Origin of the sequence: Allobosea sp. BE125, from assembly GCF_031456075.1 — a bacterium.
Lineage (GTDB): Bacteria > Pseudomonadota > Alphaproteobacteria > Rhizobiales > Beijerinckiaceae > Allobosea.
Genome location: NZ_JAVDTY010000009.1, coordinates 20555 through 41806, shown reverse-complemented (window position 1 = coordinate 41806; position 21252 = coordinate 20555). Strand labels below are relative to the sequence as shown.

Here is a 21252-nt window from a genome sequence, read left to right as displayed (position 1 = left end):
GCAAGGCCGTTGGTATGAGAGGCGGCCTACTCGCCGTCCCGCTTCATCAGCGCCGCGATGCGCGCCTGCTCGTCCGGCGACAATGGCGCTGCCGCCTCCCCTACCGGTTTCATGCGCCGGCCGCTGCGCCAGATGAAGGCGAGGCCGAAGAGCAGGATCAGGAAGGGCCCGGCCCAGAGCGCCAACGTCCGGATCGTGAAGGGCGGGCGCAGCAGCACGAAATCGCCATAGCGCGCGACGACGAAGTCCTGCACCGCCGCGTCGCTGTCGCCCGCGACGAGCCGCTCCCGCACCAAGATGCGCAGATCGCGCGCCAGGGGCGCATCGGAATCGTCGATCGACTGGTTCTGGCAGACGAGGCAGCGCAAACCGCCGGAAATCGCCCGGGCGCGGTGTTCGAGCGCGGCGTTCGGCAAAACCTCGTCAGGCTGGACGGCGCGACCGGGAGCAGCCCAGGCCAGGCAGAGCGCAAGGATGACGAGGGCGCGCAGCATCGGCCTCATTCCGCCGGTTGCGGCGCAGCTGGGACGGGCTTGGCGCGGGCAGGCTTGGTGTCGGTGGGCTTGGTGTTGGTGGGCTTGGCGCGCTGCGGCGCCGCCAGCCGGAAGCGCCGGTCGGTCAATGAAAGCGCGCCGCCGAAGGCCATCACGATCGCGCCGATCCAGATCAGCAGGATCAATGGCTTGTCGTAGAGCCTGACGGCGATGCCACCATCGCTCTCCATCTCGCCGACATTGACATAGGCCTGGCTCAGGCCGTCGGTGCGGATGCCGGCTTCGCTCGTCGGCATGGCGCGGGCCGTGTAGACGCGCTTCATCGCCTCGACGGGCTTGAGCGGCCTGTCGCCCGACAGGATACGGAAACGCACCACATCCTCGCGGAAATTGGGGCCGGCGCGCGGGATGATGCTTTCCAGCACCACGGTATAACGGCCGCTGGTCAGGCTTTCGCCCGGTTTCAGGATGCCCATCGCCTCCGTGCTCCAGGCGGCGGCGGCGATGCCGATCACGCTCAAGCCGACGCCGGCATGGGCGAAGGCCGTGCCCCAGGCGGAGCGCGGCAGGCCCTTCGCCCGCGACAGAACGGCCCGCAGGCCGCTGGCGCGCGCGACGATGCGCTCGCCGAGGTCGAAGATCGCGCCAGTGACCAGGAAGACGCCGAGCCCGATGCCGAGCGGCGCCAGGACCGGGCCGCCGCGCATATAGGCGAGCACGCCGACGGCCACGAGGATGCCGAGCCCGAAGGCGGCGGCTGTGCGCTGCGCCGCGCCGAGCAGATTGCCGCGCTTCCAGGCCAGCGACTGGCCGAGCGGCAGGACCAGCAGCAACGGCACCAACAGCGGCACGAAGGTCGCGTTGAAGAAGGGCGGGCCGACCGAGATCTTGTCCCCGGTCAGCATCTCCAGCACCAGCGGATAGAGCGTGCCGATGAAGACCGTGGCGCAGGAGGTCGCGATGAAGACGTTGTTGACGACGAGCGCGCCCTCGCGGGAGACGGGTGCGAACAGGCCGCCCTGCCTCAGCAAGGGCGCGCGCCAGGCGAAGAGCGCCAGCGAGCCGCCGACGAAGAAGATCAGGATCGCCAGAATGAAGAGCCCGCGCGCCGGGTCGCTGGCGAAGGAATGCACCGAGGTCAGCACGCCGGAGCGGACGATGAAGGTGCCGAGCAACGAGAGCGAGAAGGTCAGGATCGCGAGCAGGATCGTCCAGACCTTGAGCGCGTCGCGCTTCTCCATCACCACGGTGGAATGGATCAGCGCCGTGCCGGCGAGCCAGGGCATCAGCGAGGCGTTCTCGACCGGATCCCAGAACCACCAGCCGCCCCAGCCGAGCTCGTAATAGGCCCAATAGGAGCCCATCGCGATGCCGAGCGTCAGGAACACCCAGGCGAGCAGCGTCCAGGGCCGGACCGCGCGCGCCCAGACCGCGTCGATGCGCCCGTCGATCAGCGCCGCGACCGCGAAGGCATAGGTGATGGAGAAGCCGACATAGCCGACATAGAGCAGCGGCGGATGGATCGCGAGACCGAGATCCTGGAGGATCGGGTTGAGGTCCTGGCCCTCACCCGGCACCGGGTCGAGCCGCCGGAAGGGGTTCGAGGTCAAAAGCGTGAAGGCGAGGAAAGCGACCGTGACCGTGCCTTGCGCGGCGAGCGTGCCGGCCCGCAGCCGCGCCGGCAACGAATGGCGCGACAGCGCCACCAGCGCCCCGAACAGCGTCAGGATCAAGACCCAGAGCAGCATCGAGCCTTCGTGATTGCCCCAGGCCGAGGTCAGTTTGTAGATCAGCGGCTGGGCCGAATGCGAGTTCGAAGCGACGTTCTCGACCGAGAAATCGGAGCGGACATAGGACGCGACCAGGGCCGCGAAAGCCAACGCGACCAGCAGGAAGCAGGTGATCGCCGCAGCGGTGCCGACCGAGGCCAGCGCCCGGTCATGGCGCGCCACGCCCCAGAGCGGCACCAGGGCCTGCACGACGGCGACGCCAAGCGCCAAGGCAAGCGCGAAATGGCCGATCTCGACGATCATGCGCGCCTCATTTGGTGACAGGGGATGGTGTGACGGGGGATGGGTTCGGGCTCGCCGCGCCAGGCTGCCAATGGCCCTGCTTCTTCAGCGTGTCGGCGACTTCGCGCGGCATATAGGTCTCGTCATGCTTGGCCAGCACCGAGTCGGCGCGGAAGCGGCCCGCGCCCTCGAAGACGCCTTCGGTGACGACGCCCTGCCCTTCGCGGAAGAGATCGGGCAAGAGCCCCTGATAGGTCACGTTGAGTGTGGTCTTGCTGTCGGTGACCGCGAAGACGACGCGCTGGCCTGGGCCACGCAGGACCGAACCTGTCTCCACCAGCCCGCCGAGCCGCATGCGCGTGCCGGGCGCGAGCCCCTTCTCGACGATCTCGGTCGGTCCGTAGAAGAAGACGATGGTGTCGCGCATGGCGACGAGCACCAGCCCGGCGGCGAGGCAGAGCACGACGCCGGCGGCGGCGATCAGGGCCAGGCGGCGCTGCTTGCGGGTCCAGCGGCGCTTGGCAGCGGGTCGTAACGGCTCGGCAGCGGTCATGGCGCCGGCTCCTTCAGCCCGAGTTCGCCCGCGAGCTGCTCGAGCTGCACGAGCGCGGCGCTGTCCTGCGACAGGCGCGAGCGCGCCATCGCGACAGCCTCGCGCGCAGCGGCCTTCTCGCCGAGTACGTTCTGCGAGCGGACCAATCTTTCCCATTCGGCCAGCGTGCCGCCGCCCGCCTTCAGGCGCTCGGCCAGCCCCTCGACCATGCCACGGATCGCCGCCTGCTGATCCGCCGCCGGCAGCTTGGCGATCGCGGCCCGCGCCGTGTCTCCGTCAAGCAGTTGGCTATCGAGTGCTTGCAGCCTCTGGCGCACGGCCGAGACCCAGGCCGCGCCGGGCGGCGCATCCTTGAGCAGGCTTTCGAACGCGGCGACCGCGCCCTGGCTGTCGCCGTCCTGCTCCTTGGCGATGGCGAGAAAGTAGCGGGCGCGCGGATTGCCTGGCTCGCGCTTGAGCGCCTCGGCGAGGGTTTCGCGCGCTTCCGCCGTCACGACGCCGCCGGCCGTGAGGATCTGAGCCTCGCCGAGACCGGCGCGCATCTCCGCCCCGTCCTCGCCATTGCGGATCGCGGCGGCAAAAGCGCGTGCCGCGTCATCGGGCCGGCCCTGCCGCAGATAGACCGGCGCGAGCACGGCCCAGCCGCGCCCATCCGCCGGATTAGCGGCCAGATGCGCCTCGATGCGGGCCAGCGACACTGCGAAATCCTGCTGCGACGGATCGCCCCGCAACCGCGCCGACAGCGGCTGGTCGGGGCGCGTCGGCGAGCCATAGGCGCCATAGACCAAGAGCGCGAGCAGCGGCACGCAGGACAAGGCCAGCGCCGAGCTGGCGCGGCGGCGGCGCAGCGACGATTCCGTCTCGCCGGCCGGATCGCCCTCCTTGTCGGCGGCGCGCAGCAGACGCCGCGCGGCCTCGACACGCGCGGCTTCAGCCTCGGCCGGGCCGATCAGCGCGCGGCCGAGGTCGCGGTCGATCTCATTGATCTGGGCGCGATAGAGGCTCGCCGCATCCGAGCCGTCGGCGAAAGCCGCGCCCTGGCCACGGCCGAGCGGCCAGAGCAGCGCGAAAACCGCCGCCCCCGTCATGACCGCGAAGATGATCCAGATCAGCATCAGGAACTCTTAGACAATCGCGGGCGACGCTTCACGCGCGAAGGTGGCGACAAAGGGTCACGCAGGCGCCTCATCTCGGAGAGCCGCTCGTCTCAAACGGAAGGCAGGACGAGGCGCGCCCGCAAGCCGCCCAGCGGCGATTTCTGCAGCGAGAGACCGCCGCCATAGAGCTTCGCCAGATCGGCGACGATCGACAGGCCCAGCCCCGAGCCCGGAATCGTCTCGTCGAGCCGCCGGCCGCGCTTCAGCACATCCGCCATCGCCTCGTTCGGCAAGCCCGGCCCGTCATCGTCGATCAGGAGCGCGATCCGCTCGAGACCGGCATCGGACGCCGGCGCAAGGCTGACCTCGACGGTCGCATCCGCCCATTTGAAGGCGTTGTCGAGCAGATTGCCCAGCATCTCCTCGAAATCCTGCTTCTCGCCGCGAAACCGGATTCCGGCCGGCACGCTGTGCGAGCCGGTGATGCCGCGCCCCTGCGAGATCTTCGAGAAGGTTCGGATCAAGGCGTCGAGCGAGGGCGCGGTCTCGGTCACCCCGCCAAGCGCGCCCGACAGCGCGGCTGCCCGGGCACGATCGAGATAATACTGAACCTGGTCGCGCATGATCGCAGCCTGCGCCTTGACCATGTCGGGCAGCGCGCCCTCCCCGGCTTCCGCCTCGTTCAGCATGATGCTGAGCGGTGTCTTCAGCGCATGGGCGAGATTGCCGACCTGGGTGCGCGCCCGCTCCAGGATTTCGCGATTGGCGTCGATGAGCTGGTTCAGTTCTCCCGCCAAGGGCGCGAGATCGGGCGGATATTGGCCTGCGATACGCGGCGCCTCGCCGGTCCGGACGGCCCCGACAGCGGTTCCCAGCCGCACCAGCGGCCGCAGGCCGAAGCGCACCTGGATGAGCGTCGAGGCGACGAGCGCAAGGCCGAGCAGGACGAAGGTCAGCGTCAGGGCGAAGCGGAAATCGCGGATATCGCCGTCGATCTCGTCGGCGGGAGCTCCGACCGCCACGGTGAAGCGGCCATCCTCGCCGACATCGATCTCACGTTCAAGGACGCGCAAGGCGCGGTCGTCCGGCCCCGAAACATAGGTTTCGCGCAGGCCCCGCGCATTGGGCGTCAATTGCTGGTCGAGCAATTTCGGCAGCTGGCTACCAACGAGCGAGCGCGAGGCGCGAATTGTCGGCTTCTCCCCGTCGAGCCGGATGATCTGCCAATACCAACCCGACAGCGGCAGGTCGAAGCGCGGCTCGCCGAGATCGCCGATCGCCTGTCGCTCCGCTTCGGGCGGCGCGGCAAGATCGGCCACGAGCTCCTTGATGTAGACGCTGAGACGCTCGTCGAAGCCGCGCTCGGCGGAGCGGCGGTAGAAGGTCGTCAGGCCGATGCCCGCCAGCATCAGCACCAGCGCGCAGCAGATCGCCGCCGAAAGGAAGAGCCGCGCGCCGAGCGAATAGCGGTGCGACTTCAACGGCATCGCGCGGGATCAGACCTTCTCGGGCGCGGCGGCGATGTAGCCGAGGCCCCGCACGGTCTCGATGACCTCGACGCCGAGCTTCTTGCGCAAGCGGCCGACGAAGACCTCGATCGTATTCGAATCCCGGTCGAAATCCTGGTCGTAGAGATGCTCGACCAATTCCGTGCGCGAGACGACGCGGCCCTGGTGATGCATCAGATAGGCGAGCAGGCGATATTCATGCGAGGTCAGCTTGACCGGGTTGCCGTCGACGACGACGCGGCTGGCACGCGTGTCGAGCCGCACCGGCCCGCAGATCAATTCGGAGGTCGCATGTCCGGCGGCGCGGCGCAGCAGGGCGCGGACGCGCGCCAAGAGTTCCTCGACATGGAAGGGCTTGACCACATAATCGTCGGCGCCGGCATCGAAGCCCGCGACCTTGTCGCTCCAGCGGTCGCGCGCCGTCAGGATCAGCACGGGCATCGTCTTGCCGACGCGGCGCCAGCCTTGCAGCACGGCGACGCCATCGACCTTCGGCAGGCCGAGGTCGAGAATGACGGCGTCATAGGGCTCGGTCTCGCCGAGATAGAGCCCTTCCTCACCGTCAAAAGCCTTGTCGACCGCATAGCCGGCATTCTCCAGCGCGGTGACGATCTGGCGGTTGAGGTCCTTGTCGTCCTCGACGACGAGCAGTCTCACGGTCGCGTACTCCTGGTTGGCAAGGATATCTGCCTCGTTAGCAAAAATATCTGCCTGATTGGCGATGATATGTGGCCCGGCCGGGCTCGAATCGCGAGGCCTCGCGCTCAACGTATGGTCGCGACCTTGCCAGATTGGCCCTCGAGCGTCACGCGGGCGACGCGCCCGTCGCGCTTCAGCGTCGTGATTACATAGACATATTCATCGCCCTGGCGGCAGAGCCGAATGCGCAAGACCTCGCCGGGCGCCGCATTGCGAGCATGGCGCGAGGCCTGCGCAGGCTGGATGACGCGCCCATCGGCGATGGCGTCGCGCATCTCCTCGGCGGAGAGGCATGAGATCGGCGTCGGGTCGTCGACCCGGACGATCGGCAGCGGGGCTGCAAGTAGCGCAAGCGCGAAGATGGGTTCAACGGGCATCATCGACATGCGCTAATCCCGGCCGACTGAACACACCATGAATACCATGGCGTGCATCGGCGCAGAGTACGTCACGCAATCGCCACCCGTCCACGTCATTCATGGCCGCGCCCGCTCACGGCGCTGATCCCCGCGATCACGAGCGCGACATCGGCCTGCGGCGATCCGAAATCGGCAAGCTCCTCCGCCGCACAATACATTCGGGGCGGGCGTCTCGAAGGATGCTCCAGGAGCACGCTGCTTAGGATCAGAACCGAGCCGCCTTCCCTTACCGGGACAGGTGCGGGGCGAGAAGCGTCACGGCGGCTGCGATTATGGGTTCAAATTGGATTGCGGGTTCAAATTGACCGGCCGCCGGGCTATCCAGCCCTCCCGACGAGTAAGGAGCGCGCCATGGGCCTCGGACGATTGATCGCAGCCTTGGGGCTGGTGCTGGGTTCGATGGCGGCTCCGCAAATGGCGGGCGCGGTGGTCGGCGGTCGCGATGGCGGCCCGGCCGCCGCATCGACCCTGATGGTGCTGAATGCGCGCGGCGGCGTCTGCTCGGGCATCGTCCTGTCGTCGCGCACCATCCTGACCGCGGCGCATTGCGCCGCTGGCGGCACGGATCTGCGCATTCACTGGAAGGAGGGCGGCAGCGACGAGCCCGTGCTGATCGCCCCGGCCAGCGTCGCCATCCACCCCGAATTCAATGGCGACGCCGTCGCCAATCGCCGGCGCTCGATCGATCTCGTGCTGCTGCGCGTCCAGGTCGCGCTGCCGGCCCGCTTCGTTCCGGCGACGCTAGTCGATGGCGACCTGCCGCGCTCCGGCTCCGCCGTGACGCTCGCCGGCTATGGCGTGACCCGCGAAGGCGAGGCCCGCACGACCGGAACCTACCGCTCGGCCGGGCTCGTCACCGTCGAGCCCTATGGCCCCGGCCGCATCCTGATCTGGGCGGCCGATTCGGCCGGCCTCGGCAAGAAGGCGGGCGCCGGCGCCTGCCAGGGCGATTCGGGCGGACCGATGACATCAGCCGATGGCGGCGTCGTCGCCGTCGCGAGCTGGTCGACCGGCCCGTCGGGCAAGAGTTGCGGCCTGTTGAGCCAGGGCGTTCTCGTCGCCCCGCAACGCGGCTGGATCGACCGGACCTTGTCGAATTGGGGTGAGAGCGCCAGCTGGACAACACGCCGCTGACGAGAGTCCCTAACAGCCTCTAGACTGGCGAGCAGCAACCCATACATTGAAGCCAGTTCCAAGCTTGGTCGCCATCATGACATTGCGCGCAATTGCACTAGCCACTGCACTCGTGGCCGCCGCCTCCCCTGCGCTCGCCGTCGTGGGTGGCACGACATCGCGGGACGCCGGCGGCATGCGAGCCTCGACCTTGCGGGTCGAGACCAGCCGCGGCGAACTCTGCTCCGGCGCGGCGATCGCGCCCGAGCTGGTCCTGACCGCCGCGCACTGCCTGATGGGCGGCGGCTCCGTCCGTATCGTCAGCCTCGACCCCCATTTTCGCGCGCGCCGACACGCCGTGATCGCCGTGCTGCCGCATCCGAGCTTCGTGCCGGGCACGACGCCGCGCACACAGCCCGGTGCCGATCTCGCGGTGCTGCGGCTGGCATCGCCGCTGCCGCCCGATATCGAGCCGCTCTCGCTCGGCGGCGGCCTCTGGCAGGGCGAGGCCGTCACCATGGCGGGCTACGGGCTTGCGATCGAGGACAACAAGGGCACGGCACGGCGCCTGCGCGAGACCCCCCTGGTCAATGCCGGCAATTACACCACGGCCAACACCGTGAAGGTCGCGGTCGACACGCAGACCAAGGGCGAAAGCCCGGGCGCCGGAGCCTGCCGCGGCGATTCCGGCGGCCCCGTGCTGCGAGGTTCGCCTGCTTCGCGCGATCTCGTCGGCATCGTCAGCTGGTCGAGCGGTCCGCTCAACTCGCGGGCCAGGCGCATCTGCGGCGGCTTCACCGCGATCACGCCGATCAACGAGCATCGCGCCTGGATCACGGAAGCCAGCGCGCGCCTGCTCGCACTCGGCGCCGGCGGACGGCAGGAAGAAGCGCCCCAGCCACCCGCCAGCTATAGCTGGTGGTTCTCGCGCTAAGCCCGTTCAGGGGCTGAGGGGCAGGCTGAATGGACATCGCGGCCTCATTCGGATTGCGGAGATAGGGCAGGATCGCGTCAGGCATGGGCGGCAATCGCCCTCGCCGGAACCCTCTGCTATGCCCGGGCGGTCGCAAATGATTTTGCTGCGAGCCTCGCATGAAACGGCGCCGGTCCGTTGCACCGCTCGGCGGCGCTGCGCTGGCGCCACTCGCGGCCTTGCGCGCCTTCCAGCTATAGTCCAGCGTTTTCAGGCACGTCCTGCGGACGATTTCGCCTCCGGGCTGAACTGGAAGCGCCGTCGTTTCGCCGCGATGCAGAATTTAGTCCGCTATGAGGCTTAGCGGAATTGACAGATCACCCATCTGGTCGATTTGTAGTGGCTGGAGCAGCTTAAAGTAAGCGCCCCGAAGCCCATACAACACGCATTCCCTTTCGGCATTTCGGCGTCTTACCATTTTCTATCGTAACCCGTTGAGCTTCCGAATTGAGGCTGCGTCCGACTGTCACTTCGTCCATGACGCGATGGGACGCCGATGCCACTCAGATCAAAAGAATTCTCCGGCGATCCGCGGTTGGAGGCCTGCGCGGTCTCTGATCCCAGCCATGTGATGCCAGGCGCCGTCGGCGATTTCGTCGGCAAGATTCAGCAGGCGCTGATCCGGCTCGGCGCTGGGGACATCGCCGCAGACGAATTGTCCAAGATGCGTTACGGACCGTCGACGACCGCCAGCGTGCGGCGTTTCAAGACAGAACGCCGCATCTTGAATTACGCCGGCCGGATCGACGATATCGTCGGCAAGAAGACAATCGCGGCGCTCGACCAGGAGCTGGCATCGATTGGCCCGACGCCCCCGCCTCCAGTTCCACCTCCGCCATCCGGGCCGCCAAGGGTATTCGTCGTCCATGACGTGCGCCTGTTCGGCTGGAAGCCGCTTGGCGATGTGCTTGAGGTCAACGGCGACACGCCGCTGCAATGGATGATCGACAACGTCATCAAGCGAGGCGATGAGGCCGGCGGCAATCTTGCGCTGAAAATCATGTCGCACGGCCTGCCCGGCTTCGTGCAATGCTGCAAGGGGGCGTTTCAACATCCGACATTGCCGGCGCGGATTGTCGATCCTGCAAAGGGCAATCTCTATATCGGCCCTGGGAAAGGCGGGATCTGCCGAACCGATCTGGCGCAGCTCGAACAATTGCGTGGCAAGGTCAGGCGCATCGAATTCCATAGCTGCCTGGTGGCGCGCATAGGAGCGTGTTCTGAGGCCAATGGCCACGTCAGCTATGACGGCAACGAATTCTGCTACCAACTTGCGCAGCGCACCGGCGCCGAAGTCGTCGCCTCCATCCATCTGCAATTTTATTGGACGGGAACACAGCCCGCCGGCATGCATTTCGGCAGCTGGAACGGCCTCAGGTTCACCTGGGGACCTGCCGGCAACATCATTGAGACAAAGCAGTTTCCATATAAGGAACTGACCGGCCCGCCGCCGCCTGGAACGCCAGCCACCTGAGCGGTGATTGTGCGAGGCCCCAAAAAGCCATCACCATTGGCCTCGCCCCCTGACACGCTTACCTCGCGGCCTATCCCGGATTGCGCAGATAGCTCAGGATCTCGTCGGGCAGCGCGTAGTCGATCTCGCGGCGAACGCTCCAGAACTCCGAGCGGGGCCGGTCCTGCGCCACCTCCTTGAAGGCCTTGGGCGTCTTTGCCTCGCGCAGCAGGCGGCGCATCTTGGCGGCGATGTCATCCTGCAGGATCGTTTCGTAGAAGCGTTTGACCGTTGCTTGCGACGCTTGCTTCAGCGGCTCGAAATTCGCCTTGCGCTCATCCGACAAAGCCGAGAGATCGCGGACGAGCCCTTCCAGCGTGGCGCGGTCGGCGGTCTCGAAACGCCCGAGCTCGCGCGACAGCGCGCTCGCCTTCTGCCAGTCGGCGGTCATCGCCGCGACGATCTCGGGACGGGCTGCGCCCGCCTTGCGGCGCTCGATCACCAGCGCGGCGAATTCGCGATAAATATCCATGAGTTCGGCGTCGAGCTGGTGGCAGCGCTTGCCGGCGGCCAAGAGCTTTGCATTGAGCTCGTCGCCCTTCCTGAACTTGTCGTCCTCGTAGTCCTTGGCGTTGATATAGGTCGAGAGCTCCTTGAAGACATCGCCGCTGGCGGCCAGCGTCTCATTCGCGCTCTTGATAGCGGGCTGCGCCTTCAGCTTCAGGGCCTCGGGCAGCGAGGCCGGGAGCGGCGGCAGGCTCTCATAAGAGCGCACGGAATACTGCATCGAGAGCACGCGCGCCCTGCGATTGCGCCAATCATCGTAGGAATTGCTGCGCCAGAGCGTCCAGGCCGCGTTGCCGCAGGCATTGCCGAGTTCGCGTAGGATCTCGAAGAGCTGATCCTCCTGCCGTTGCTCCACGCTCGGGACAGTTGGGACATTCGGGCGCGCAACAGTGCCCGGCGCGGCCTGGGCGTAGCGCATGCCGGGCGCGGATTCCGCTGCGGCCGGCCCGGCACTGAGCGCCATGCCGGCGAGCAGCAGCCAGCAGATCCGGCCGATGGGCCACATCACTCTGATCGACATCGACCGGGTCTCCGCATATTTGAACAGACAGGCTTGCGCGCATCATCCGATGCGACGTGCAGGCGGCTCAAGCCTGCTCCTTCTCCACCCATTTGATCGTCGCGGCCGGCACATATTGCTCCATCCGGTCGAGCAGGGTCGCGGGCTCGGTATCGGTCATCGCCATCGCGCGGTGGGTCTGCTTCAGGAAGCCGGCCTCGACCGTGCCGTCGAGGAAGGCCGCCAGCGGATCGTAGAAGCTAGCGATATTGAGCAGGCCCAGCGGCTTGGAGTGGATGCCGAGTTGACCCCAGGTCCAGATCTCGAACAGCTCCTCAAAGGTGCCGATACCGCCGGGCATGGCGATGAAGCCGTCCGAGAGCTCGGCCATCCGCGCCTTACGGATATGCATGGTCTCGACGACCTCGAGCCGCGTCAGGCCGTGATGGCCGACCTCCTTTTCGCGCAATGCACGCGGAATGACGCCATGAACCTCGCCGCCAGCTTCGAGCGCGGCATTGGCGACGATGCCCATCAATCCCACCGCGCCGCCGCCATAGACCAGGACGAGGCCGCGCCGGGCGATCTCGGCGCCCATGGCGCGGGCGCCCTCCGCATAGACGGGCTCATTGCCGGGATTGGACCCGCAGAAGACGCAAACCGATTTCATGAACCCAATGCCTGCAAGATGCGCGCCCAGGAGCGCTGTCCCTTATGGAAGGATGAGAGGTCGTATTTCTCGTTGGGCGAATGCACCCGGTCGTCATCGAGGCCGAAGCCGACGAGCAGCGTATCCATGCCGAGCAAGCGCTTGAAATCGCCGACCACCGGCACCGAGCCGCCCGAGCCGATCGTCACCGCCTTGCGGCCCCATTCCTCGGTCAGGGCCGCCCGCGCCTTGGTCAGCGCCGGTGAATCGGCCGGTACCGCGATTGCGGGCGAAGCGCTGTAGACGATGAACTCGGCCGAGACGTCTGCGGGCAATTGCGCGCGCACATAAGCCTGGAAGGCGGCGGCGATCTTGTCGGGGTCCTGCTTGCCGACGAGGCGGAAGGAGACCTTGGCCGAGGCCTTGGCGGCGATCACCGTCTTGGTGCCCTCGCCGGTATAACCGCCCCAGATGCCGTTGACGTCGCAGGTCGGGCGCGACTGGATCTGCTCGATCAGCATGCGGCCCTTCTCGCCGATGGAATGCTTCAGCCCGATCTGGCCGAGGAATTCCTCTTCCGTCAGTCCGAGATCGGCCCAATCGGCCTTCTGCGAATTGGACGGCTCCTCGACGCCTTCATAGAAGCCGGGAACCGTGATGCGCCCGGTCTCGTCATGCAGGCTGGCTATGATGCGCGAGAGCACATGCACCGGATTGGCGGCAGCCCCTCCGAACAGGCCCGAATGCAGGTCGCGATCGGCGCAGGAGATCGTGACCTCCTGATAGACCATGCCGCGCAGCGAGGCCGTGATCGCCGGCGTGTCGCGGTCCCACATGCCGGTGTCGCAGACCAGTGCGATATCGGCCTTGAGCTGTTCGGCGTTCTCACGGACGAAGGCCGGCAGGTTGACCGAGCCGGATTCCTCCTCGCCTTCGACCAGGATGGTGACCCCAACCGGCAGATCGCCTGTCTCGGCAATGGTGGCGCGCATCGCCTCGACGAAGGTCATGACCTGGCCCTTGTCGTCGCAGGCGCCGCGCGCAACGATGACCTTGCGGCCGGGCGCGATCTCCTTGACCACCGGCTTGAACGGCTCGGTATCCCAGAGATTCAAGGGATCGACCGGCTGCACGTCGTAATGCCCGTAGAACAGCACATGCGGCGCACCTGGCTTGGGCCGGTGCGCCAGCACGACCGGCTGGCCGGGCGTCTCGCCGAGCGAAGCCTTGAAGCCGAGCGATTCCAGATCCGCCCGCAGCCACTCCGCCGCGCGCCGGCTATCGGGCCAATAGGCCGAATCCGTCGAGATCGAGGGGATTTCGAGCCAGGACGACAGCCGCGCGAGCGAGGCGTCGAGATCGGCATCGAGACGGGAGAGAACGGCAGGAAGCTTGGACATGGCGCTCAACTGGTCTGGGGCCCTCGTCATCCGAGAGCCGATTCAGGTTGCGCCATCATGACAAGGCTTGAGGGCTGCGTCAGCCACCTAGTGAACATGACGCCCCTGCTCCGCAACCGCTGGTAACTGCCGCAGCCCTCATCCCGGGGAGCCACTCCTGAACCTCTACAGGCAGCGCGCAGGGAACCCTTCTCCCGCGAGGGGAGAAGGGAAGTTGGCGCGTCATTCTCGGGCGGAGCGCAGCGAAGACCCGAGAATCTGTCGTCCAGAGATGCTCGGGTCTAGCCCGAGCATGACGTACACACCCCTATCGCCGCCCGCCCATCATCGAGCCCAGAACCCCGCGCAGGATCGCGGTGCCGACCTGCCGGCCGATCGAGGTTGCGGCCGAGCGCGCCGCCGAGGTGATGATCTTCTCGGTCATGCTCTGCGGCAGGGCGCCGCCGCGGCTGCCCGGGCCGGTTTTCGGGCGCGGCGCGTTCGAGCCGCCGCCGAGCCAGCCGCCGATCGTGTCCAAGATGCCGCCGCCGCCCGTGGTCGAGGCTTCGACCGGAGAGCCGTCGGGCTGCAGGTTCTTGCGCTTCATCAGCTCCTCGTAAGCCGAGTCGGCGTCGATCATCGTGTCGTATTTGCCCTTGAAGCCCGAGGCGTTCATCGCCTGCTGGCGCTCCTGCACGCTGCAGGGACCGACCTGCGCCATCGGCGGGGCGATCAGCGTGCGCTCGACCATAGTCGGCGTGCCCTTGCCCTCCAGCGTCGAGGTCAGTGCCTCGCCGACGGCAAGCTGCGTGATCGCCTCCTCGGTCTTGAATTTCGGGTTCTGGCGGAAGGTTTCGGCTGCGGCGCGCACCGCCTTCTGGTCGCGCGGAGTGAAGGCGCGCAAGGCGTGCTGGACGCGGTTGCCGAGCTGGGCCAGCACCGTGTCGGGAATATCGAGCGGGTTCTGCGTGACGAAATAGACGCCGACGCCCTTCGAGCGGATCAGCCTGACCACCTGCTCGACCGCCGTCAGCAAGGCTTTCGGCGCGCCGTTGAACAGGAGATGCGCCTCGTCGAAGAAGAAGACGAGCTTGGGCTTGTCGAGATCGCCGACCTCGGGAAGCTGCTCGAACAGTTCCGAGAGCAGCCAGAGCAGGAAGGTGGCGTAGAGCCTGGGATTGGCCATCAGCTTGTCGGCCGCCATGATGTTGACGATGCCGCGGCCATCGCGGTCGGTCTTCATCAGGTCGTTGATGTCGAGCGCCGGCTCGCCGAAGAACAGATCGCCCTTCTGGTTCTCCAACACCAGCAATTGGCGCTGGATGGTGCCGACCGACTGGGCGGTGACATTGCCGTATTTCGTCGTCAGATCCGAGGCGTTCTCGGCGATGAAGGAGAGGATCGCGCGCAGATCCTTGAGATCGAGCAACAGCAGCTTCTGCTCGTCGGCGATGCGGAAGGCGATGTTGAGCACGCCCTCCTGAGTGTCGTTGAGGTCGAGCAGGCGGGCAAGCAGGAGCGGGCCCATCTCGGAAATGGTGGCGCGGACGGGGTGGCCCTGCTCGCCGAAGACGTCCCAGAACACGGTGGTGAACTGGTCGGGCTCGTACTTCACGCCGATTTCCGCGGCGCGCTTGACGAAGGCCGGCTGGGAGCTGCCGGGCGCCGCGATCCCTGACAGATCGCCCTTGATGTCGGCGGCGAAGACCGGCACGCCATTGCGGGCAAAGCCTTCCGCCATCACCTGCAGCGTCACGGTCTTGCCCGTGCCGGTCGCGCCCGTCACCAGCCCGTGGCGGTTGGCGAGCTTGAGCAGGAGGTTCTCGGCCTTCCAGCTCTTGCCGATCAGGATAGCGCCATCTTCCACCACGAGATCTGCTTTCGCCATGCCGTCCGCCTGTTGTGTTATCGAAAAGTCAGGGCAAGGGTGTAGCGAAACGCGCCAGCCGGCGGAAGCCTCAGGGGAATCGCATTTGGTTTTTTGAGCCCTCATCCTGAGGAGCAGCCGAAGGCTGCGTCTCGAAGGATGCTCCAGTTTGCTCCGGAAACGCCTTCTGGAGCATCCTTCGAGACGCACTTCCTGTGGAAGCGCTCCTCAGGATGAGGGCTGTGGGGGCACATGCGATAGCTCTGACGGAAGCCCCTGCCCGCTTGATTAGATTGTTAATATGTGAACTATCGCGCAACCGCATCGTGCCATCAAGAATGCCGCACCACCAAAGACAGGGACAAGACCCATGGACGAACTGATCTCCCGCATCATCGCGGCCTCCGGCCTCAATGAAGAGCTCGCCCGCAAGGCGATCGGCATCATTCTCGCCTTCCTGCAGAAGGAAGGCCCGCCGGCCGAGATCGGCCAGTTGATGACCTCCCTGCCCGGCGCGCAGGAGCTCGCCGATGCCGAGGGCGGCGCCAAGGGCGGGCTGATGGGCATGGTCGGCGGCCTGATGGGCGGTGGCGGCGGCGTCATGGCGCTCGGCGGCCAGTTGATGGGCGCCGGCCTCTCGATGGGCCAGATCCAGTCGGTCTCGAAGGAGATGTTCGCGGTCGGCCGCGAGAAGGCGGGCGAGGACACGATGGGCGCGATCGTCGGCGCCATTCCCGGGCTCGGCCAGTTCGTCTGAGCGATACCCTCGTGACCATCAAGCGAAGCCGCCCGGAATGGGCGGCTTTTTTGTTGGGCGGTGGGGAGTGTGCTGGCCGGCGTGGCGAGAGCCTCGGTTGGTGGAATCCGGGCATCGAGAATTGCAGGACGCACTCCCTCGTATCCGAGGGATGCAGCAAGGCCCCTCGATCGAGGTCCGAACACCGCAAGGCGCGCAAGGCTGCCGACGTTCGGCATTTCGTCCGGGGTGCCGGGCACAAAACGCGAGCTGGCGGCCTTGATTACCGCGTTACAGACGTGGTCAGGCGGGCGGAATCCGGAGGTTCGACTCCAGCCTCTGCCTGAACAGCCCTGCGACAATTGGTCTTGGCGGGAACCGCCAGCGCGATCGGGAATTCAAGCTATAGAACAAATCATGAACATAGGGAGCTTTCCTTGGCCCAGCTGTCGGTCATGCAGAAACTGGAAATACTGAGCGACGCCGCGAAATACGATGCGTCCTGCGCGTCCAGCAACACGACGAAGCGCAACTCTGTCGGGGGCAAGGGCATCGGATCGACGACCGGTTCGGGCATTTGTCACTCCTATGCGCCCGACGGTCGCTGCATCTCGCTGCTGAAGATCCTGCTGACCAATTTCTGCAGTTACGATTGCATCTTCTGCATCAACCGCTCGTCCAGCAATGTCGCGCGCGCACGTTTCTCGGTCGAGGAGGTGGTCGACCTCACCTTGAATTTCTACAGGCGCAACTACATCGAAGGACTGTTTCTGTCGTCGGGCATCATCCGCTCGCCCGACTACACCATGGCGGAGATGGTGCGGGTCGCGCAGATGCTGCGCGACCATCATGATTTCCGCGGCTACATTCATCTCAAGCTGATCCCGAGCGCGAGCCCGGACCTCGTCGCGCAGGCCGGGCTCTACGCCGACCGGGTTTCGGTCAATGTCGAGTTGCCGAGCGAAACCTCGCTCAAGCGTTTCGCTCCGGAGAAGCAGTCGCGGGACATCAGCGCGGCGATGGGCTCGCTGAAACTGCGTATCGACGAGAGCAAGGCGGAGCGCGCTGTCTCGCGCAAGGCGCCCAGCTTCTCGCCGGCGGGCCAGAGCACGCAGTTGATCGTCGGCGCCGATGGCGCGAGCGATGTCGTCATCCTGCAACGCAGCGCCCAGCTCTATGGCAGCTTCGGGCTGAGGCGGGTCTATTATTCGGCGTTCAGCCCGATCCCGGATTCGTCGGCGCAGCTACCGCTCAGCGACCCGCCGCTGATGCGTGAGCACCGGCTTTATCAAGCCGACTGGCTGACGCGTTTCTATGGCTTCGAGGTCGGCGAGATTCTCGACGACGCTTCCGGAGAGATGCTCGACCTGACGGTCGACCCAAAGCTGGCCTGGGCCTTGCGCCACCGCTCGCGCTTTCCGGTGGACGTCAACCGGGCCGATCGCGAGGCGCTGCTGCGCGTGCCGGGGCTGGGAACGCGCAGCGTCAAAGGTATCCTGGACATGCGACGGTTCCGCAGGCTGCGGCTCGAGGATGTCGCGCGGCTGGCTCGCTCGCTGCGTGTGCTGCGCAACTTCATCGTGACCGAGGACTGGCGGCCTGGTGCCTTGCTCGACAGCGAGCGACTGAAGCTGCATCTCGCACCGCAGCCTCGACAATTGGCGCTGCTTTGAATGTTCGTCGCGCGTCTCGCCGAGCCCGCGGATTTCGAAGGCTGGCGGCGGCAGGCCCGCGTGCTGGCGCAGTGGGAGATTCCGGCGGGTGACATCGTCTGGCATGTCGGCGATGAGCCGCTGGACCTGTTCGATGGCCAGGCCGTCGACGACCTTGCGCACGATCAGCATGTGCGGTTCACCGTGCCGCGCGAATTTCCCGATCTCGCCGAGCAGGTCGTCTGCCATCGCGATCCCGAGCGGTTCGGTCTGCTCTATCGGCTGTTGCTGCGCCTGAGGCAGGAGCCCGATCTGCTGAAGGTCGTGACAGATCCCGACGTCCACCGCCTCAACGCGATGGCGCGCACGGTCAGGCGCGACCTGCACAAGATGACCGCATTCGTCCGGTTCAGGGAGGTTCGCGACGCCGTGGGCGGGACGATGTTCGTCGCCTGGTTCGAGCCCGAGCATTTCATTGTCCGGCGTGTCTCAGCGTTTTTCGTGAACCGATTTTCATCGATGCGGTGGGCAATCCTGACGCCACTGGCCTCGCTGCATTGGGACGGCACGACGCTGCAGGTCGCCGAAGGCGCTGCCAGGCCCGATGCTCCCCATGAAGACGCCATGGAGGAGTATTGGCGGACCTATTACGCCAATATCTTCAATCCAGCGCGACTGAAGATCAAAGCCATGAAGGCCGAGATGCCGGAGAAGTACTGGCGGAACCTGCCGGAAGCCGCGTTGATCGCGCCACTGATTGCCGGCGCCTCACAGCGCATGTCCGCCATGGTGAAGGCCGAACCGACGCATCCCTCCGTGCGACATGCACGCTGGCAGTCGCGGCAGGAAGCGCCGGCGTACGGGACCGCCTCGGCGCCGTCGGACTGGCACCAGGCCGCAACGGCGGCGCGAAGTTGCGCCCGTTGCGACCTATGCCGGGATGCGACGCAAACCGTGTTCGGAAGCGGGCCGCTCGATGCGCCCGTAATGTTCGTCGGGGAGCAGCCAGGGGATCAGGAAGATCTGGCTGGCAAGCCTTTCGTCGGGCCCGCCGGGCAGGCTTTCGACAAAGCGATGGCGCAAGTGGGTTTCGATCGCAGGCGCGCCTATGTCACCAATGCCGTGAAGCACTTCAAGTTCACGGTGCGCGGCAAGCGGCGCATTCATGAGAGCCCGAATGCGGGTGAGATCAAGGCTTGTCGCTTCTGGCTTGGTCTCGAACGGGAATTCGTCAGGCCAAGGCTGATCGTGGCCATGGGCGCGACTGCTTTGATGTCGATATTGGGCAAGGCGACAACGATTTCGTCGGTCCGAGACCTGACAACGACCCTTGAGGACGGCACGCCGATGATCGCGACCGTGCATCCGTCCTATCTGCTGCGGCTTCCAGACGAAGCGCAAAGAGAAAAGGAAACGGCGCGTTTCGTCGCCGACCTCAACAGGGCAAAGGCAATGCTGCCCGCGCTGCTGGATCCGATTCGCTAGGGGACTGCATCAGACGCCTGGTCCCCGCCCCCGGGGCTGGGCGGCTCTTCTATTGGGCATGCCCCGTCAGGTCACCCGCCCTCATCCTGAGGAGCCGGCCTGGAATGCTGCCAATGATTTGACGGGCTTTGTCTTGCCCACCTCCGCACCGTCATCCCGCGTGGAGCAAAGCTTAGGCCCCGGATCCATCGTAGAGATCCGCCGCCCTGCGATGGACTCCGGATCGGCGCCGCTAACGCGGCTTGTCCTGGATGACACGCGCTGTGACGCAATCTGATTGCAGCCTGCCCTCATACTGACCGCCGTCAGTGCCGAGCGACGGCGTTGTGTCGCGAGCAATTCATCACGCTCTCAAGACCCAAGCGACCTGAAGATCAGCGCGGCATTGATCCCGCCGAAGGCGAAGGAGTTCGACATCGCGGACGGGATCGGCATCGCCCGGCCCTGATTGGGCAGGCAGTCGAAGTCGCATTCAGGGTCGGGAGCATCGAAATTGGCGGTCGGCGGGGCCATGCCGTTCTCGATGGCCATGATCGTCGCAATCGCCTCGAAAGCGCCGGCAGCGCCCAAAGCATGGCCGGTCACGCCCTTGGTCGAGGAGACCGGCGGCAGCGGCTGATGGCCGAAGAGGCGCTTCAAGGCCAGCGTCTCGCTCCGGTCGTTGGCGCGGGTGCCGGTGCCATGGGCGTTGACATAAGCGAGATCGCCCGCGCTCAGCCCGGCGTCAGACAGGGCCAGGCTCATCGCGCTCACCATGCCGTCAACCTTGGGCGCGACGATGTCGCCCGCATCGGCGCTGAAACCGAAGCCCGCCGCCTCGACCGCGGGGGTCAGGCCGCGGCTGCGCGCATGCGCCTCGGTCTCCAGCACGATGACGCCGGCGCCCTCGGACAGCACCAGTCCATCGCGCCCCGCAGCAAAAGGCCGGCAGAGGCTGCGCGACATGATCTTCATGGCGTCCCACGCGATCAGGGTTCCAGCTGAAAGCGGGGCCTCCGTACCGCCGGCAATGACGATGTCGGCGAGCCCGGCGCGCAGGAACTGCATCGCGATGCCGATGGCGTGGCTCGCGGAGGCGCAGGCGCTCGATGTCACGAAGCAAGGGCCGGTCGCGCCCGACATGATCGAAACCCAGCTTGCCGACGAGCTGACCATGACCTTGGGCACCGTCATCGGATGGGGACGCTTGTTCAGGTGGTAGAGCCGGGAATACTGGTCATCGACGCTGCATTGCCCGCCGGCGGAGTTGCCGAGGATGACGCCGACGCGCTCGGGGCGTGGCAGGCCGGTTCCGAGTCCCGCGGCAACAAGCGCCTGGCGCGCCGCCGCAACGGCAAACAGGGCGTTGCGGTCGCAGGCCGAGCGCGACAGCTCCAGCCCCGCCATGAAGTCTTCGCCCAGGACTTCCGCCACGCGGATGCCCTTGCCCGGCAAGGCGGAGGCTTCGCCCACGCTCGTGCGCCCCGTCAGCAGAGCTTGCCAGAAGCTGCCGGTGTCGCAACCGATGGGGGAGACGATGCCGAGGCCGGAGACGACGATCCGCGTCATATCGCCTGCTTTCATGCAGCCTGCTTTTTGGCCACGAGCTTGCCGACCTCGTCGCAGAGCTCGCCGATCGTCTTCACATCGTTGATGTTGTTGTTGGCGTTGTAGTCGATCTCGATGTTGAAATGGTCTTCGATCTTGAAGATGATCTCGACGAAATCATAGGAGTTGAAGCCGGTATCCTCGAGCAAGGTCTCGGGCCCCCAGGCAACGGGCGCGAGCTTGCCCCGGCCGCGCGATGCGTTTTCCGCGATGACCTGCTTGAGCATCTCGATGAGGACATCGATCGTGACCAGCGGCACCTCACTTGTCATGGTCTTAGTGCTTTCCTCATTCGACATCGCCCACCCGCACATTTGCTTGAGTCCGCCGGGGCCGTAAACCGTTTATCGGCTCAGCGCGCAACCGGTGCGGGCATGTGAGTGAATCCTCGGGACACTCCAGCCCTCATCCTGAGGAGCCGCGAAGTGGCGTCTCGAAGGATGAGGGCTGAAAGAATCGAGCGATATCAATTACGTCCGATCGCTTACCATCACCCGCATCGTCATTCCG

19 protein-coding genes are annotated in these 21252 nt (G+C 66.2%); 6 read left to right on the top strand and 13 right to left on the bottom strand.

Annotated features, from left to right (window positions below; translation table 11 throughout):
• Nucleotides 1-26 precede the first annotated feature (26 nt).
• The 7 genes from J2Y55_RS19615 to J2Y55_RS19585 all read right to left on the bottom strand — a co-directional run bounded on the left by J2Y55_RS19615 (nt 27) and on the right by J2Y55_RS19585 (nt 6749).
• Nucleotides 27-503, bottom strand: a complete 477-nt coding sequence (locus J2Y55_RS19615) for a cytochrome c-type biogenesis protein (RefSeq protein ID WP_310157005.1) — start codon at nt 501-503, stop codon at nt 27-29.
• A complete protein-coding gene (locus J2Y55_RS19610; RefSeq protein ID WP_310157004.1) occupies nt 500-2527 on the bottom strand; it encodes a heme lyase CcmF/NrfE family subunit in 2028 nt (675 codons plus the stop codon). Before J2Y55_RS19610 ends, J2Y55_RS19615 begins: the two co-directional genes overlap by 4 nt.
• 7 nt (nt 2528-2534) lie before the next feature.
• Nucleotides 2535-3059 carry a cytochrome c maturation protein CcmE gene (ccmE, locus tag J2Y55_RS19605; protein ID WP_310157001.1) on the bottom strand — a complete coding sequence of 175 codons (525 nt, stop codon included), beginning with the start codon at nt 3057-3059 and terminating at the stop codon, nt 2535-2537.
• Entirely contained in the window at nt 3056-4174 is a 1119-nt protein-coding gene (gene ccmI, locus J2Y55_RS19600; protein ID WP_310156999.1) for a c-type cytochrome biogenesis protein CcmI, read from the bottom strand. The genes ccmE and ccmI overlap by 4 nt, the downstream gene beginning before the upstream one ends.
• 92 nt (nt 4175-4266) lie before the next feature.
• Nucleotides 4267-5643 (bottom strand): sensor histidine kinase, encoded by a 1377-nt coding sequence (locus tag J2Y55_RS19595; RefSeq protein WP_310156997.1) that lies wholly within the window; start codon nt 5641-5643, stop codon nt 4267-4269.
• 9 nt (nt 5644-5652) lie between these two features.
• Nucleotides 5653-6321, bottom strand: coding sequence for a response regulator transcription factor (locus tag J2Y55_RS19590; protein WP_310156996.1), 669 nt, complete (start codon nt 6319-6321; stop codon nt 5653-5655).
• 107 nt (nt 6322-6428) lie between these two features.
• Nucleotides 6429-6749, bottom strand: coding sequence for a PepSY domain-containing protein (locus tag J2Y55_RS19585; RefSeq protein ID WP_310156994.1), 321 nt, complete (start codon nt 6747-6749; stop codon nt 6429-6431).
• A 384-nt stretch (nt 6750-7133) separates the two neighbouring features.
• On the opposite strand from J2Y55_RS19585, the gene J2Y55_RS19580 reads away from it, so the two are divergent.
• The 3 genes from J2Y55_RS19580 to J2Y55_RS19570 all read left to right on the top strand — a co-directional run bounded on the left by J2Y55_RS19580 (nt 7134) and on the right by J2Y55_RS19570 (nt 10342).
• Nucleotides 7134-7916 carry a S1 family peptidase gene (locus J2Y55_RS19580; RefSeq protein WP_310156992.1) on the top strand — a complete coding sequence of 261 codons (783 nt, stop codon included), beginning with the start codon at nt 7134-7136 and terminating at the stop codon, nt 7914-7916.
• A gap of 76 nt (nt 7917-7992) precedes the next feature.
• Nucleotides 7993-8829 carry a S1 family peptidase gene (locus J2Y55_RS19575; protein WP_310156990.1) on the top strand — a complete coding sequence of 279 codons (837 nt, stop codon included), beginning with the start codon at nt 7993-7995 and terminating at the stop codon, nt 8827-8829.
• A 694-nt stretch (nt 8830-9523) separates the two neighbouring features.
• Complete coding sequence (locus J2Y55_RS19570; protein WP_310156988.1) at nt 9524-10342, top strand: hypothetical protein; 819 nt, start codon at nt 9524-9526, stop codon at nt 10340-10342.
• A gap of 70 nt (nt 10343-10412) precedes the next feature.
• Here the strand turns inward: J2Y55_RS19570 and J2Y55_RS19565 are convergent, their stop codons facing one another.
• From J2Y55_RS19565 to J2Y55_RS19550, 4 genes are all read right to left on the bottom strand, one after another.
• Nucleotides 10413-11408 (bottom strand): DUF3829 domain-containing protein, encoded by a 996-nt coding sequence (locus J2Y55_RS19565; RefSeq protein WP_310156986.1) that lies wholly within the window; start codon nt 11406-11408, stop codon nt 10413-10415.
• Nucleotides 11409-11475: 67 nt separating this feature from the next.
• Nucleotides 11476-12057 (bottom strand): LOG family protein, encoded by a 582-nt coding sequence (locus J2Y55_RS19560; RefSeq protein ID WP_310156985.1) that lies wholly within the window; start codon nt 12055-12057, stop codon nt 11476-11478.
• Complete coding sequence (locus J2Y55_RS19555; protein ID WP_310156984.1) at nt 12054-13436, bottom strand: dipeptidase; 1383 nt, start codon at nt 13434-13436, stop codon at nt 12054-12056. Before J2Y55_RS19555 ends, J2Y55_RS19560 begins: the two co-directional genes overlap by 4 nt.
• 307 nt (nt 13437-13743) lie before the next feature.
• Nucleotides 13744-15303 carry a helicase HerA-like domain-containing protein gene (locus J2Y55_RS19550; protein ID WP_310156983.1) on the bottom strand — a complete coding sequence of 520 codons (1560 nt, stop codon included), beginning with the start codon at nt 15301-15303 and terminating at the stop codon, nt 13744-13746.
• Between the two features lie 349 nt (nt 15304-15652).
• On the opposite strand from J2Y55_RS19550, the gene J2Y55_RS19545 reads away from it, so the two are divergent.
• The 3 genes from J2Y55_RS19545 (at nt 15653) to J2Y55_RS19535 (ending at nt 19155) form a co-directional block, all read left to right on the top strand.
• Nucleotides 15653-16039, top strand: a complete 387-nt coding sequence (locus tag J2Y55_RS19545) for a DUF2267 domain-containing protein (protein WP_310156981.1) — start codon at nt 15653-15655, stop codon at nt 16037-16039.
• Nucleotides 16040-16473: 434 nt separating this feature from the next.
• Complete coding sequence (locus tag J2Y55_RS19540) at nt 16474-17691, top strand: putative DNA modification/repair radical SAM protein (protein ID WP_310157496.1); 1218 nt, start codon at nt 16474-16476, stop codon at nt 17689-17691.
• A complete protein-coding gene (locus J2Y55_RS19535; protein WP_310156979.1) occupies nt 17692-19155 on the top strand; it encodes a UdgX family uracil-DNA binding protein in 1464 nt (487 codons plus the stop codon).
• Between the two features lie 351 nt (nt 19156-19506).
• Here J2Y55_RS19535 and J2Y55_RS19530 read toward each other — a convergent pair whose 3' ends face one another.
• Together J2Y55_RS19530 and J2Y55_RS19525 are read right to left on the bottom strand one after the other, a co-directional pair.
• Nucleotides 19507-20718: a beta-ketoacyl-[acyl-carrier-protein] synthase family protein gene (locus tag J2Y55_RS19530; protein ID WP_310156977.1), complete on the bottom strand. Its 1212-nt coding sequence runs from the start codon at nt 20716-20718 to the stop codon at nt 19507-19509.
• On the bottom strand, nt 20715-21014 hold the full coding sequence (locus tag J2Y55_RS19525; RefSeq protein WP_310156975.1) for an acyl carrier protein: 300 nt from the start codon (nt 21012-21014) through the stop codon (nt 20715-20717). Before J2Y55_RS19525 ends, J2Y55_RS19530 begins: the two co-directional genes overlap by 4 nt.
• Nucleotides 21015-21252: the final 238 nt, after the last annotated feature.